This is a genomic window from Lacrimispora sp. (assembly GCF_032078915.1).
Taxonomy (GTDB): domain Bacteria; phylum Bacillota; class Clostridia; order Lachnospirales; family Lachnospiraceae; genus Lacrimispora.
Map to the genome: position 1 here is coordinate 42587 of NZ_DAMAUN010000005.1, position 17370 is coordinate 59956.

Genomic DNA, 17370 nt, shown 5'->3' on the forward strand with positions numbered 1-17370 from the left:
TTAAATAGGTGGCAAAAGGCCGTACCCGAATCACGGGGCGGCCTTTTGCTTTTTTATTTTATGACACCTTTCCATTTTTGAAGAGAAGGATCATTTCATGGGTCAGGCTTAAATTGGTGAAATCATCAGGGATATCCTCAGGAGCCATCCAGACGGCTGTGGATAATTCCGTTTCATCCAGGCGGACCTGTGGAGAACCATCCAGCTCAGCCCAGTATCCGACTAAAATGGAATCGCTGAATCCCCATGGCTGGTTTTTATAATAGCGGATATTTTTGACCCGAAGCCCTACTTCCTCCATCACTTCCCGGTTTACAGTTTCTTCCAGGGTTTCTCCGAATTCTGTATAACCTGCGATCAGGGCATACCGGGTATATTCCCTTCCGGCATACTTTGTCAGCAGAAGCTTTCCGTTGTAAGTGACGGCCACAATGACGGCTGGAGCAATCTTTGGGTAAACAGTATTGCCGCAGGAGGAACAGACCATGGATCTTTCTTTTTTGCTTTTTATCATAGGAGAGCCACAGCAGCCGCAGAACCGGTTGGAGCCGTAAAAACGGTGGAGCTGTCCTGCGGAAATAGCTGCAAAGGACACCCGCATGGGCTTTAGATCCCTTATGATCCCTGTTTCGTAAAAGGAAAGAGAATCTGTTTCTGTCAGGGTGACTGCGGTTTCATCTATAAGAAAAAAATCCATCTGGTCAATGGAAAAAAGATAGTCAGAGCAGGACATGGCTTCCTTGCCCTGGCTTTTTAAATCTTCAAACTGAGGGATTCTTTTGGAATTCCTGTGATCAAGGAGGAGACGTCCATCCTGGAAATAAAGAAAATAGCTGTCTATGCCTGGTGTTTTTATATGAAATTCGTTATGAAAAACATGGGGGAAAATATCCTGAATCATCTGTGAGTAACACCGTTCAGTGAGCCAAATGGAAACTGAACTTCCTTTCTGATTATTTGTGTAGGGGCATTGTAACTATTTTAAGTTTCAAAATGTTTCCTGTCAAGTCATAAGGAAATGTTAACGTTAAAAAGCCGGCGCTTTTAAGGGCGCCGGCCGGTCAGGAATCTTTATCATTGCCGTGATACAGCTTTTCGAATAGGAATTCCGGTGATAACGGCAATCACTGTAAGGACAATGTCCTTGGGAATGAATGCAACTATGGAATAGGAAAATACGGCTGATACCGACATATCTCCGGATAATGCAGCCCATTGAAGGCCTCCGATGGCTTCATCTATAAGAGTACCAAGAATCGGAAGCAGAAATATAAGGATTGTGTTTAGAAGCTTGCTTCCGGTTTTCGGCCTGATGCCGCAGAGGAGCACCATAATAAGCCAGCCCCATATGTAACCGCCGGTAAGTCCCAGCAAGTATTGGATGCCTCCGCGAAAGTTTGAAAAGACCGGCAGGCCCACAGCGCCTAAAAGGATGTAAATCAGAGTTGCTAATAAGCCCAGCCTCCACCCTAACACGGTTCCTATAAGTGCCACTCCAAAGATCTGGATGGTAATGGGAACTCCTGTTGGCATAGGGATAGATAATTGGGAAATTACGGCAAGAACAGCCGCAAACATACCGGCCAGGACCAGTTCCTTTGTCGTTATCCGGTTTGCGGATGAACTTTTTGTTTGAAATGATTTTGCTGTATTCATAAGATCATGCTCCCTTATCTGGTATAAAATTCTATAGGCATGGTAACATATGCTGAACCAATTGTCAACCAGTAATTTTAAATAGGTTAACAATTAAAAGCGGTTACAAAGATTATTTTTGAAAACCAGGATAATATAACCAAACTGTAACCAATGGATTATATACTGAATAAATAGAAAATACAGCTTTTGGCTTATTAATAGATTATTACATGAAGATAGAAATAAAAAAGGAGGTTAAAGTATGAATGGTGCAGTGAAGAAAGTGCATCGCTTTAAAAGGGTAATTGCCTGGTTGCTGACGGCTGCGATTGTTTCAGGAAATATATCACAGCTTACAGTTACGACCGCATATGCCTCTGAGACTACAGAACGAAGAAGTGAATCTTCAGCCAATGCAGGGAAAGCATCTCCGTCGGAAGCAACTCCGTCCGAAGCGGCAAGGATTATTGACGTCCAAGTCACCCAGTCAGCCATTGAAAAGGTTCTTAAAAAGGATTTTGACAGAAGACCGGAATTAAAGGAAGATTTAATCCCTTTTGAGGGGGATCAAAAGGATCTGGTCATAGGGAAATTGTATGAAGAACTGGAGGGAAAGACTCTGGTGCTCCAGAAAAAAACTGGAAAAGCCATGTATCTGGTGGTGGTATCCGATACCCTGGAGGGAGAACCATTTTTCGAAGCCGATAAATCCGAACGGATCAAGCAGGAATCATTCTTAAAGAATATTCAGATCATTGGTGTTAATGGTTATAAGGACCGGGATTGTGAATTCAGGCTGCGGATCATTGGTGATGATTTAATGATCACAGACGCCCGGCTGGAAGAATTTTCAGTGATAGGGGAACGTTCAAAAACTTCCGCACAACCATCCTCAACCGGGAAACAATCCGGAGGCTCTGGGAGTTCCGGGAGTACCGGGACCAAGGAAACAACTGCTGTAACAGAGGAAGAGACCAAGGCTCAGGAGACGGATGGGGAAGAAACCGGGAACCAGGAAACAGAGCTCCAGGAAACCGAGGCTCAGGAAAGCAGTGAGACTGATAAGAATCTTTCGGAGCCGGCGGAAGAAACACAAAGCCAGTCTGAGGATGTGAAAGAGACTAAGACGGAAGAGCATTCCAGGGAAGCCCTAGAAAAACCAGAGAATGCAGTCAAGGAGGAAGATTCCGATTCTGAAGGATCTGGGGAAGATCTTTCTGTAAGCAGCCTGAGTATTAATGGGGTCTCAGTATCAAGGCATGATGTCCCTGTGCTTTTCAGTACTGAATATACACGGGCAACAGCTTCTGAACCAGACATGGATGATTCCGGCAGTGGTGATGCTGATCTTGTCTCTGCAGGGGATACGAAGATCCTGTCTGAAGAGGAACGGGCAGCCCTGATGGGAACAGATATGGCCACCTTAAATGGAGAGGAAAAGAAGATAAATCTATTCTCATTTCTCAGCCAGCCATCCTTTGGCATGGTAGTACACAGCTATGGAATGACCCTGCTTAATACGGAAGTGGACAGTGAAGGAAAGCTTAGTCCTTATGAAACGGCTCTGACTTATTATGGGCCAGAGGCTGCAGATAAGAAGGAAGCGGTTGAAGTGAATCTTTCACAAAGCAAGACCGGTTCCATAAAGGCAGGAATTTTATATACCTATACCATTACCTATACCATGCAGGCAGCACCTCTGTATGAATATGCTGCAGGAGGAAAGCTTTCTTTGTTTGATTCCTATGAGAATGCAAAAATCCTCTTTACGGTGCCTGATGGCATTGCCATAGAAGAGCAGCCAGGAAAAGTTAAGCTGGTATCTTCTGATGGTGAGGAAAAAGTTTATGAAATCAGCGTGGGAGATGAGCAGAATGTGATCCGTCCAGGCAAATCAGACAATATAACCATGAATGCCTATATTGACGGAAATGGAAAAAGAGCGGTTGGCGAGGAATTTACACTGCCTCAGGACAGCGTGGCTTTCTATGCTGATGTTAAGGTAGCGGATAAGACAGATAAGGAACATGTGACTTATCCGGGAAATATTGAAACAATTACTTGTGCGGAGCAGCCGGCGGATACCACAATGACTCTTGTGTCCGATGATGTATGGCATATTAAAAAGAGTGTAAGCCCTGGGGATAACGCTTATACGGTGGTAAGAGACAACGCAGGAAACCCTGAATTTGTGGACATTACCTACCTGATTGAAGTAGGCATGTATGGAAGCTCAGGCGAAATATCCAGACAGCCGAGCGGAACGATATACCAGACCTATGGCCGTACCGGTTTTAAGGAGGATTCTTATAAGATTACAGACTCTCTTAAGATCCTCACGGAACATGCGCCTGAGGCCATGAAGCCTGTTTCCGTAACAGCCACATGGGGAGACGGATCTGATATCCAGGTGATTAACAATGAGGATGGGTCGATTACCATTGATCAATTTAAAACCCAGGGACAAAACCGGGCAGACCACATTTATGTGTCGGATCAGGCACCTACCTACAGCTCCTATCTGGTAACCGCCCGTTATCCCTATGAACCGTTTTTGCTGAAATACAATGATGAACGCGCAGAGAACAAGTCCGTATTTACCGTCAACAATAAGGCTCATCTGGAATATGTAAAGCTGGGAGCTGATCAGATGGTGACAGAAGATTCTGATGTGAATGTTGCGGTCCATGAAGTCAATAAGCCTGCAGTTATCAAGATAAAGAAGGAAATTGACGAGGGCCTTGGCTTTACCCGGAAATATGACTTGGCCATGGAAAAAGAATATCCCGGGATGGCAGGTTTCGAGATCTATTCCCTGGATTCTGACAACAGCCAAACGCCTTATGACAATTATACGGTTATAGACAGTCATAATCAGAAAATTAACAATAATAACATTGCGGTCAATCCTTCAAACGAAGAGACAGAAAGCGGATTCTACGCGACGGGAGACGATGGCTATATCCAGATCCAGGTGGATCCGGGCACCTATGTGATCAAAGAGAAGTCAAATCCTGTTGGAACCCAATTCAGTTTTGCTAAGGTGGGAACAAATACCGTTGTAAGTGGAGATGATATTAAAGTCACCTTAAAGGCTGATGAAAAAGCAGAGGTCACGGTAGTAAACGAAGTCATTGGAAAAGGAGCCATTGAGTTTTATAAGAAGGCCCGTACCTGGACCAGCGCAGATCTTAGTGAAACGGATTTAGCAGCTTTGGATGGAGCAGAATTCACTCTTTATCAGAAAAATGAAGATGGAAGTCTTTCAGAGGTTAAAACCGTAGAATCAGATAACAAGGGATATGTGTTGTTTAAGCCTGTTACGCCTGGCGATTACATTGTGAGAGAAAAAAGTGCCAATGGTTATATCCTTGACAATCATGATTATCAAGTGACCGTAGAAGCCGGTAAGACATCACCTGTGAAAACCGGGAATAACATCCTTGTCAACACGTTAAATGAAGCAAAGGTAAATGTAACAAAGTGGATGCAGGATGACAAGGGTGATTATATAAAAGTACCCGGTTCCTACAGAGGAGACTTTAACGATAAGTTCTGGTTTGAAAAGAATGTGGAAGGAACATGGGAAAAAGTGAGCGTTGGCTCCAAAACAAACTACTCTCTTGATAACGCAAGCCAGTTTGCTGCGATTCTTCCGGTTTTTGATGGAAGCGGCAAAATAATTGAGTACCGCGTCGTTGAAGAAGTTCCCGAAGGATATTCTGACGGAAATGGAAGCATAGACGGTTTCTCACTGGAAACAAAGGAGAATAAGACTTACATTTATAAGACCTTTACTCTTGAAGCTTTAAAAATGACCCAGGAGGATTTGAAAAATAATAAGGGCGGTACCTTAAAACTTCAAAAGGATGCCTGGTCCATTAACAGCAATCGTTTAAATAAGAATGCTTCCAAAAGTGGATTCCAGTTTAACCTTTATTATAAAGTTGGGAATGACTTTACTGAAGTATTGCCCCAGAAAGTTTATACAACAGATGGCAATGGAGAAATTCTGGTAAAAGGCCTTGATGTAACAAAGGAATACTACTGGTCTGAGATTAACAGCAGCGGAAGGCTGGAACCAGAGGATTCTGGGAAGACGGTTATTTCAGAGGATCAGGTTTTCATCGGCCCTTATAAGGTAACCAGAGAAAGTGATACCACTGTAAAGGCCTATAACATTCCTCAGAAGATTCCTTACTGGCTTTATAAGGTTGATATCACAGATAATAAAAATCCGATAACAGCACAATTTAAAATTACGAGAGATGCCGATAAGGCAGTGATTTTCAACGGTGCGGTATCCAATGAGGGGATATATGTTATTCTTGATCCCGGAACAGACTATATCATTGAAGAAACAGTGGCTCCTGTGAATTTTGTAAAAGGGAATGACATTAAGATCACAACTCCTAATGGGCCTGTTCTAAAAGCAGATCTGGAACGTTGGTTTTCCCAGGGAAACATGGAGACTCGCCGGACCTTTGAAAATAAACCATATAAATCCGTTTCCATCAAGAAGACGCAATACGATGCAAACGGAACGGAAAATCAAAATGCAGTAATACCATTTGATGTCTATGTAAAGAACGGCAGTGACTTTACAATTGCAGGCAGTTTAAATTCCAGTGTTTCAACTCAGCTTGCTCCTGGAACGTATTACTTTAAAGAAGTGGTTCCAAGCGGTAATATCAATCCTTATCATTTGCTTTCTGATGCTGAGAAAGCACAAGGTACCCATCCAGGTGATCCTGGTTATGAGATTTCCGGAACCGATGTATATTATGGACCGGTCACCATAACAGCAGCATCTGCAAGCAGCGAAAAGAATCTGGATCTTTATCTGGCAGGACCGAATCAGCCGTTAGTAAATTATAAGGATCATGGAAAAGTAACGGTCACCAAAAAAGATGCTTTGAGGGATATCACTGTGAACGAGGCAGTGTTTGGTATTTTCAAAGCGAAAGGATTTGATGTAAATAATTGGGAAGATAGCATTCTTGATCCGATTCAGACGGCAACTGCCAGCGGGAGCGGTCAGGCAACCTTTGACAGCACAAGTCTTAAGATCTTCGACACCGATGGAAGCAGGATTGCTTATGTTATTGCAGAAATAACACCGCCGAACGGATATCTGCCCTCCCATGAAATTTTAACGACTACTTTAATGGAAGGCAAAGTCATCACTACGGTCAATGGGGATATAAACGGAAGTCCGCTTGTTATTAAGAACGAACCCAAGCTGACCATCCGTACCCAGAAATATTGGAGAGATGGATGGAATTATCAATTCTATCCGGTGGATCATGTTCTTGGAAACGTAAAACTGGCCCTCTATAAAGTAAATGCAGACGGCATCACAGCAGACTACGTGAAAACAGAAACCACCAATACCTATGACGGAATTGCAACCTTCTATGACATTAACCGGAATGATACCTACTATGTGGTTGAAGTCCGGGTTCCAACCAAGGAAGAGACCGGCTTTGGTTTTGATCTGAATATGATGGATAAAACACCTTTGGCAGAAGGTAACAGCGAACCGCCAAACACTCTTTCTGTTTCAGAGTTAGAGGCAGGTACGTACAATGCAGTGAAATATACGGGTAAGGATCTTGCAGAAACAGCGGACACTTTAATCCAGAATACCGATCCGCTTTATAACTATAAGCCATGGGTCCAGTTTAATATCTTAAAAACCTGTGATGGAAAGGCACTTGATGAAACTTCCCATTCAGCGGAAAAAGTCAACGGAGCTAAATTTACCCTTTATAAGATGAAGGGGGATGAGAAAGACCTGTCAGGAATCCGTTTAGAAGATTTGGCTGATGAAAGCCTGTTTGAGAAGGTTGACAGCTATGAGAGCGGCACCAGGATCAATCCGAAGACAGGAACAAGGGCAGATGGAGAATTTGATACTGCCATTTTGGAAAACGGTAAGGTATACTGGCTAGTCGAGGATGAGGCAGCACCAGGATACCAGCTGCCAGGGGGACGGCAGATCGTAGCAGTATTTGCACCGAAAGACTCCGGTTATTCAGGATATCATGATATGCTTCACCTATATGAGAACGGGCGGAATGAACAAATCGCTGTGGTGAAAAATCAGCATGGAGAGGGACCGGGAGGTCTTGATGCATACTATTTCCAGATCGCATTAAACAAATGGTTAAAGGATGCCGGAAAGCCGAATGCAGAACCAACTCTTTTAGGCGGAGCTAAATTCCAGATATGGCTTCTGGATCCGGATAGTAAAGAAAAGCTGCTTCCTGTAGAAGTGGTTGAAACCGGTCTGGAATCCGACAGTGAGAACAAAACAGGCTATGCCCTTTCCAAGATGATCAGCATGGGGAAACTTAAGGCTGAGCTTGAAAGCAAGGGATATGATGAAACCAGTATAGACAGGATCCTTAAACTTGAGAATGAAGAGGTAAAAGTTCTCTTTGGACTGGAAGAGGTATATGCGCCTTCCAAGATCCAGATGGATACGACCCTTCACCACCTGGAAGTGTCGATCCCAAAAAATAAGGGTATCATAGATTCCCACTATTTCTGGGAGCAGGGAAAATCTGAGGAATACCGTCTGATCAACACAGTGCTGGATCAATATCCGGTAACTCTTGCAAAATACGGATACGTACCGGATACCGGTACCTTTGGTAAAACCGATGAGGAACTGGAGGTTCTGAATCTTGGAAAAACTCCTTTAAGCGGCGTGCAGTTTGAAATCTGGCAGTATCTGTGGGAAAACGGCAGTTACAGCTATGTAAAGACCGGAACTTATACCACGGAAAGCAATGGCCAGGTAAAGATACCCAACGGCTTAAAAGCAGGACGGTATAGGCTAAAGGAAACCCTGACCGTTGACCAGCAGAAGAACTATATTACCATGTATACCGGTGAGAACGATCTTTGGAGATACTTTACAGTTGGAAGCACTCCTTCCACTGTAAACGTTTATAACCCGGAGAAGCCGGAACTGGTAATTGAAAAGACCACCTGGGCAGGAAATCCTTTCATAGATCTTGGCGGGATCATCTTTACCATTCAAAAGCAGGGCGGCAGTGAGATCAAGGCGGCTACCATAAAACTGGCGAATGGAAAATATGCTGCCAGCTTTCATGACCTGGACAGCGGCGTTTACACCATAAAGGCGGAAGCCTTAGGAAGCGAAGCGGCAAAAGCTGTGACCAGCGGATATTTTGAAACAGCGACAGTGAATGTGGGATATGAGGCAAAAGCGAACGGAGAAAAGGTAACCCTGGTTCCGGTAGGAAACGGCGTGAAAGGAAAGCTGGCAACCGCAGTCGTTAAGAACCCGCGTCTGGCTGATCTTGTCATTCATAAGACAGATGCAGAAACCAAGGCAAGTGGTTCTGGCATGGCAGGAGCTACCTTTAAAGTGGAATACCTAAAGTTCCGTTCCGGTACGGATCTAATCGGAGGAGTTCTGCAGAATGTAACGGATGAAGGATATATGAAACCGGATCAGGGCTTTGCAGTTAAGGGGACTCTGACTGATAACAAAGACGGTTTCTATACCATGAAGGGCTGTGAGCCTGGCTGGTACCGGATCACCGAACAGAAGGCCCCGGCAGGCTATACCATTGACGCTCAGCCGATGATTGCAGCCGTGGTGGGAGATATGGCAGGCGGATACGAAGGCACTGTTTCTGTGACCATTGAAAACAGAAAGAAAGCGGAGCTGACTGTAACCAAGAAGCTTTTCTTTGGCGACGGGTTCAAAGATGATGAGAACCTTGCTGGTAAGCTCCCGGCTGAAATCGTATTTGATATTTACACCTATTCCAATAATGCCTATAAACAGGTGTTAGATGAAAACAGTAAACCGGTACAGGTAAAGATACAAAGTTTTGCAGCTCAGGATGGTTACTACACGGCAAAGGGAACGGTACTCCTTCCTCAGAATCCGGAGGGCGGCGCCTATTATTTAAAGGAGCAGGAAAACTCTGACTGGATGCTTTCAGCCTCAGGCTTGGAAGATAGCGGAACCCTTCAGGCAGACGGCTATATCAAGGTAGGCGGAGTGTCTGATTTTACCTCCCAAAAACCGGTATCCATTACAGTGAACAACCAATATGCCAAGGCTAAGATACGCCTGACCAAGGTAGATGGAATGGATCCGTCCAATCAATTAACGGGAGCAGCCTTTAAGCTTTATTCCGATCCGGAGCTGACAAAAGCGGTGGGAGATTTCGCTGAGATAGGGCAGAGCGGAGTATATGAAATTGTATTCTCCACCAAAGTATACAGCCCTGGAACTTATTATATAAAAGAAGTGAATGCTCCTGCAGGCTATATTGCAATCACAACGGCCATACCGGCGGAAGGCCTGGCAGTAGAAACAGGTAAAACAACAGAGATTACCGTTATGAATCAGGGCGGTATTGATTTAGAGATCACCAAATACAGCGGAAACGGAGGTTTGGAATCTCTTAAGCCAGGAATCAGCTTTGAACTTTACAGAAAATCAGCCGGAGGTACCTGGACTTATGTTACAGAAGGAACCACCGATTCACAGGGGAAACTTTCCTTCCGGGGGCTTGATCTGCCGGCAGGTGATTCCTACGGGGTTTATGAGGTAACAAAGAAGGAAAATGGCCTGGATACATTCCGCATGGCTTCCTTTGAGGGGGCTGAGGGAACCATCCTTCCCACGACCGCGGATGTAATAAAGAACGGTGAAACGAAAACTGGTCTTGATCTTTATGTTCTGACAGGAAACAATACCGTTACTCCGGGAGTCTATGGCTTTAAAGCCCATAACCAGGAAGCGCTGCCTTTAAGACTCATTAAGAACGATGTAAATAAATCGGATAATCCTGGTGGCTCCGTTGCCGTATTCATGAAAATAACGGAAAAGGAAACAGGAAAACAGGTTGGAGATATGGTTTCAGTCCCCTACGGAGAAAACGGAATTACGGTTTTACTCCTACCGGGAACCTATATCATCGAAGAGACGGCAGTGACCCAGAACAGCCTGGGCTATGTGATTAATAAGGATGATACCAGAACCATTTACAGGAAAGAAATAGAAATCACAAAGGGTATTATTCCAGAGGCCTGTGAGTTTACAAATGTAAAACAGAAGACAGGAGTAACACTGGATAAAACATCTCTCACAACCACATTAAAGGATTTATGGTGGAATGAGGGCCAGACAGTGACTTATACCCTGACGCCTCATGTGGTCAACAGCTTACCTTTGGACCGGTTTGTAATTACGGATACGGGCTTAAAGATGTTAGATGCAGGAAAATCAGTGCTGCCAGAGGCTGATTATACCAATGAAAAATATACGATCACCGGAGTGAAGCCGGGGAAGGCCACGGAACAGAACCGCATCAAGGGCGCACAAACAGGTACCATCATGGCTGATGTAACCTTCTATGATTTTAACGGAAACCAGGTGGGAGAGGTACAGAGCGTTGCGGTGTCCGGTGATGGAGAGATCGGACTGGTAAAACCGGTAAGCGGTAAACAGGTGAAATCCTTCCAGATCAGCTACCGGGATGACACGTTAAAAGGCTCTACGGATAACCATTATGTCCTTGGAAATGATTTTGTACCTGGAAGCATAGAGGTTACGGTAAAGTTAAACCGTCAGGATGCAAAGCTGCCCGACGGAACCTATAAGAAAGAAATTAAATATATCCGCAACGTGGCCGATGTGGCTATGGACTTTAGAACATGGGATGTCAACGGAACCCTGGCCCAGAATCAGGAAAAGAGCCAGGCAGAAAAGGAATGCGATATCCAGGTGATTCAGAGCCAGGCGCCGACTATTTCGGTGAAAAAGAGTGTTGATCCTATTAAAGGAATACAGCCAAGTGATATCCTGACTTATACGCTTTATGTAAAAAATGATACCACAAGCAATGATCCTGATATTGTTCCAATGCAAAAGCCCATTCTCATTGATTATGTACCTCTTGGAGTTACTGTATCTGGGGAATCAGCCGGTGAAAACCATCTGTTAAAGGCTGTAACCTTAAAGGATGCTCCCCAGGGGGTTACCATTGAAGATACGGTCAGAAAGGTGGATAATGATACCGGGCGGGAGACTTTGTTCATCCAGCTCAGTGGAGCTTTAGCCAAAGGCGAATCTGTTACGGTAGAAGTAAAAGCACAGATTGCGGGCAGCGTTATTAATTACGGAAAGAACATTCTCAATGAACTTTATGTCACCAGCGATGTTCTGCAGCCTGCGTTTTCATTAAACCAGACCGGTGCATCCTTTATGATCAAAACGGATTCTGGCAGCAAATGGCCCAGCCCAGACCTGCCAAAGGATGTTAAACTTCCCGATGAAAAGTACCGCAGCTATGGCTACGCTTCGGATTCTGCGGAGAACACCATGAGCACCGGTACCGGGCTGGTCCTTCATAAGGAGGTAAAGGGGAATTTAGACACCAGATTCGTATCTGGTACAACGGTAGGAACGGTGGGAAAGAGTGCGGATGATACGGACCTTACCAATTCTGACGGCAGCGTATTATACCGGCTCATGGTAAACAATGATTCAGCCAGCAACTTTATCACCCAGCTGCAGTTCATGGATATTCTTCCGGCGCAGGGGGATTACAGTACCGGCGGCTTTGACCGGAAAAGTGACTACCGGCTGAAGTATGTGGGAATCCAGTCCATTGCCATTGAAAACAGAATGGATCATGATTCAGACCGGAAGGTTTCAGGCTTTAGCCATGAAGTGACTTACTCTGATAAGGTATTTAAAGATTCGGCTACGGCAAGAGCAGGAAGGGATTCCATGCTTAGCGACAACAGTGATGGATTCTGGAACGTAAGCTCCAATGATCCCTCAGCCATCCGCATTAAGATCACAGATCCTTTATTCTATCTGGCTCCGGGAGAAAATCTGGTAGTGACCTATGAAACGGTTGTACCTTATACGGAAAAAAAGGAGCTGGATGACGCGGCTTACGGATACGCGGTCAATGACTTTGCAACCTCCTACAGCTACAAGCAAAACTTAGCAGATGCTTCAGAGATCAAGTTCATTCAAGCGCAGACCAGCAATGCGGTTCAGGTGGTTTTGATTCCGGGTAAAGTAAAGGTATCCGGACGGATATGGATTGACGATAACAATAATGGAATCCAGGATGAGAGCATTGAACTTGATCATCTTCTTACGGATCTGTTTCCGCTGCTTCAATCCAGGTATTTTGAGGTCAGTCTGTTTAAGTACGGCAAGAGCGGTGACAACGAAGATAATGGTACGGTAGGATTAAGCGATGCCAGATTCCTGTTTGACGGTCTGACCCCTGCAAAGCCCTTTGGCATCACGGGATCGGAGTTCACCAAGGATCAGGAAAACAGCTGGTACAGCAATCAGTCTTTAATCGTATCAAAGCTTAAGGGTGACGATCCTGCTCACTACCAGATTTTTGTGAAAACCAAAGATATGCCCGTGGGATATGAAGATCTGGTGCTTAAGCTGGCGAAACCCACCATGCTTTCCACCGGGGAAAATCCGGAGGCCGGAAGATCCAGGCTTCCTGAGACTTTAGTAAAGGAAGGAAGTAATTACGAGGAGAGCCTTGACAGCAACTTTAAAGGTGGAAAGGGTTCTTATGCATCGGAAGACTTTTTCTTATGGTCGACGGGAGATGTGTATGATAAGACAAAGGACATTGGTTTTGTACCATTTAGAAATGTAACAATTAAAAAGACAAATGAAGCAGGAAATCCCGTAGAAGGCGCTCATTTCAGCGTATATGGTCCGTATACGAATGAGGAGATGACAGCGTTTAAGAAAGACGGAATTACGAATACGGAAGCACTTGGAAATCCGGTTGCCCAGGGAAGTACGGCTCTGGACGGCAGGTCGGCAATTTGGAATGCGGGTGAGCTTCTCTATTACCGGAATTATATCGTAGTAGAGGATCAGGCGACTGCAGGATATGAAATTGCCAATGCAAAGACCGCTGATATGGTTCCTATGGATTCCTATCAGGTAAAGGGACAGAAGGCCTGGGAGCTTCCCAGCAAGGAATTTAAGACAGATGAAAACCCAATACCAAGTGTTATAACGGTTAAGAACGGATATGTGTCCGGAAGTCTGGAATTTACAAAACTGGATGGATTGACGGAAAAAGAGCTTGGAGGAGCAGCCTTTAGAATTGAGAAAAAGGATGCAGCGGTAGAGGATGCCTGGAAGGCATTTATAGAGGCAATAAAGGCTGATCCGGAATCCATGGGAGTGACAAAGGTAACGGCAACAGACAGTGCGGTGGAATTTGAAGTGGTAACTGGTAAAGTAACACTCACCGGAATCCCATACGGAACCTACACCCTGTCAGAAATCCGGGTGCCGGATGGATACGATATTACAAAGAAGCAGGCTGATATCGAATTCCGGATCGAAACCAACGGGCAGAAGGCAGTGCTTTCCAATCTTGAGGGCAACCTAATTAAGAATACCAGAACCGAATACAGCTTGAGCCTTAAGAAGGCGGATAATGCAGGCAACGACAAGGTAGCCGGAATAAAGTTCGCCATAACCGGCCCAGGAAAATATGAAAGCAGTTCATGGAACCCGTTTAGCAAAGACAGATTTAAGTTAAATGATCCGTCTGAAAGCGGATATGAAGTAAAACAGACCGATGAAGACGGACGCATTACCTGGAATCTCCCATATGGAGATTACAAAATAGAGGAGCTTGATGCAGAGGGCTATGAAACAGTAGCACCATTCTACGTAAGAATTGATGTAAATGGAACCGTTTCGCTGTTAAATGGGGAAGGACGAAGCGAGCTAACGTTAAGCAGCTCAGAACAGAACCAGATCAACCTGATTGTAAAGAATGTGATCAAAACCGGATCCCTTAACTTAGAAAAGACCGACGGGGAAACCGGGAAGTCCATCACGGGAGCACAGTTTGAGTTAAGCGGAACCTCAATAGTTGACGGAGCATTTGCCGCTTACCAGAATCATGTGACCGGTCTTGGAGTATCCCATGTATCAACAGGAAACGAGAACGGAAGGCTCTATATCAGGTTCCAGGTAGACGGAACCGAAGGTTCGATGAAAGGTCTTCTGACACAGATCCCATACGGCAGCTACACCTTAAAGGAGATCAAGGCGCCGGAAGGATATTTATTCAGCAGCGGAAGTGGATGGGTGAAGGATTTTACCATTGAAAGTGCCGAAGGTGTGAACCTGACAGGAAGCAATGGAATCGTCAATACGCCTCATGAGCTTACCATTGAAAAACGGGATCAGATGACGGAAGAAATACTGTCTGGTGCAGTGTTTGTGCTGATGACCACAGACGGAAAGTATGTGGCTCTGGATGAAAACAATTCTTATACCGGAATAAAGGAAAGCCAGGCGGAAGGTTCTGCATTTACTACCGGAAGCGATGGAACGGTTACTGTAAAACGTCTCCCGGCAGGAAACTATGTTTTAAAGGAAATCGAAGCGCCTGCGGGCTACGGCGTATCTGCTGATAAGGAGATTACCGTGCTCCGGTCCGGCAATACAGAAACCGTAATGGTATATGATGTGAGGAATAAGGCCAAAATACGTATCAACAAGGCTGCATCCCACAACCATGAGATGAGGCTTGACGGAGCGGTATTTGAGATCTACTCCGACAAAGACTTAACAGCACTTGCTGGCACCATGACAACTGGAAATGGCGGCATTGGGGAATCAGAGATGCTTCCTTTGGGAACTTATTATGTGAAGGAGCAGAAAGCCCCTGCCGGTTATGAATTAAGCGGCAGAGTATATGAAGTGACACTTAGCACTGAAAAAGAGGCTTACACGGTCCAGGCAGACGGAAATGATTTCGTTACCGATGATTATGGAACCGGATCTCTGGCATTTGATAAGGTTGACAACTTAACAGGTGAAGCGCTTGCTTTCGCCCGGTTCTCCCTGACAAGGAGGGAAGGGAAGGTAGACGGAGCATTTGACCATTTTGCAGAAAACCTGAAAAATAAGAGCCAGGATGAGCTGGAAGCTATGGGAATCAGTGACATTGAGACAGAAGACGGTAAAATCCACTTTACGGCGGCAAACGGCCATGTTGACATGAAGGGAATCCCATATGGAACGTATACTCTTAAGGAAGAAAAGGTGCCAAACGGCTATTTGAGCCTTAATGGCAAGGCAGAATTTGATTTTACCATTACAGAGGACCAAAAGGAAGCTGACCTAGGAAACGGCAATGCAGTAGTCAATGAGCGGGCCCAGTTTGAGCTTCAGCTTAAGAAATCGGATAATCTTGGAAACAGAATAAGAGGAATCCAGTTTGAGATCTTAGGTCCAGTACGGTATGAAGAAAATGGAGTTTTATCAATTTTTGGAGCCAACCGGTTTAAGACTGACGCGGACGCTGACACCGGATTGTTTACGACCGGCGAGGACGGTATCATTTACCTGGGACTGAAGCACGGGGATTACCAGATCCGGGAAATCCCTACCGACCGGTACGATTTCATTGAACCGTTCTATATCAGGATCGACGAGGAAGGCAAAGTAAGTATCTTAAAGGACAACATCAGTGCAGTGACGGTTTCAAATGAAGCCCTTGTGACCATTGCTGTGACGAATAAGATCAGCACAGGAAATCTGGAAATGGAAAAGGTAGACGGTGAAAATACCGGAAGGAGGCTTGAGGGAGCAGAATTTGTGCTGTCGAATCTCTCTACCCTGGTTCCGGGAGCCTGGGACAGCTACCGTCATCAGGTGGCATCAGAGGGCGTTTCCTGGACGGCTGATCAGGTGGTGGGAAATACCATAACCTTTGTGCTGAACGGAAAAGGGGTTATCACAAACCTGCCATACGGCACTTACCGCCTGGTCGAGAAAAAAGCGCCGGATGGATATCTTCTGGGAACGACTCCATGGTCAGCAGAGTTTACAATCAATGACTCCAATAAGGAGATCCGGTATACCAAGCCAGGACTGTTTGAAAAAACAAATGGAGCGATTGAGAATATGCCGTCAAAGATCACGGTAGTAAAAACCAATGCGGTCTATGCGGATGTGAAACTAAAAGGCGCCGAGTTTATCTTAAAGGCTTCTGACGGAAGGTATGTAAAGCTGGATCAGGGATCCTTTGCCGGATATACGGACGATAAGGCGGCAGCAGGAAGGTTTGTAACCGACAGCGACGGGCAGTTTGTGATAAAGAGGCTGCCAAAGGACACCTACACCTTTCTTGAGACAAAAGCTCCGGCCGGATATTATATCAACAACAATATAGCGCCTGTGACATTCGATGGAATCAATAGCTTTACCATTACCATTCAGGATGAAAAAGTCAAAGGCGGAGGAGGTTCATCAGGAGGACCTTCCGGTAAGGATAACCCAGGTGGTCCGGGTGAAACGGTAACGATTGTGCCAGACCCAGTGCCGCTTGCAGACCTGCCAAACGGAGGATCCGTGGATCTGTTAATTGTTGACGACGGAAACGTACCCCTTGCCAAGCTGCCTAAGACAGGTGACCGGCTAAATGCCGCCGGTAAGGTGATGGTGACTCTGTCCGGATTCATGATGGCTCTTTATGCGGCACTTAGCAAAAAGAAAAAAGAAAATTAATAAAATAAAGGAAATCTGTTTATTGACTTTATTAAATTAACTTGTTATAATTTTTTAGAAGTTATAACAAGGCAAAGGGGCCGGAACTTAAAAAGTTCTGGCCTCTTTTTGCCATTTTATGTAATACTTCATATATGAGA

Annotated in this window: 3 protein-coding genes; 1 reads left to right on the forward strand and 2 read right to left on the reverse strand. The window is 45.1% G+C overall.

Translation table 11 applies throughout. The features are described from left to right. Window positions 1–58: 58 nt before the first annotated feature. Both nudC and RT269_RS03485 read right to left on the reverse strand, forming a co-directional pair. Window positions 59–901 carry an NAD(+) diphosphatase gene (gene nudC / locus RT269_RS03480; RefSeq protein WP_313180595.1) on the reverse strand — a complete coding sequence of 281 codons (843 nt, stop codon included), beginning with the start codon at window positions 899–901 and terminating at the stop codon, window positions 59–61. Window positions 902–1074: 173 nt separating this feature from the next. Then, a complete protein-coding gene (locus RT269_RS03485; protein WP_313180596.1) occupies window positions 1075–1656 on the reverse strand; it encodes a biotin transporter BioY in 582 nt (193 codons plus the stop codon). Between the two features lie 244 nt (window positions 1657–1900). Here RT269_RS03485 and RT269_RS03490 point away from each other — a divergent pair, with 244 nt between their 5' ends. Beyond that, the gene (locus RT269_RS03490; RefSeq protein WP_313180597.1) at window positions 1901–17230 is read left to right on the forward strand and encodes a doubled motif LPXTG anchor domain-containing protein; all 15330 of its coding nucleotides are present in this window, start codon (window positions 1901–1903) and stop codon (window positions 17228–17230) included. The last annotated feature ends 140 nt before the right edge of the window (window positions 17231–17370 follow it).

Excerpts from the sequence above, each read along its gene's own strand:
- nudC (WP_313180595.1), bottom strand. The coding sequence starts at position 901 with ATGATTCAGGATATTTTCCCCCATGTTTTTCATAACGAATTTCATATA.
- RT269_RS03485 (WP_313180596.1), bottom strand. The coding sequence starts at position 1,656 with ATGAATACAGCAAAATCATTTCAAACAAAAAGTTCATCCGCAAACCGG.
- RT269_RS03490 (WP_313180597.1), top strand. The coding sequence starts at position 1,901 with ATGAATGGTGCAGTGAAGAAAGTGCATCGCTTTAAAAGGGTAATTGCC.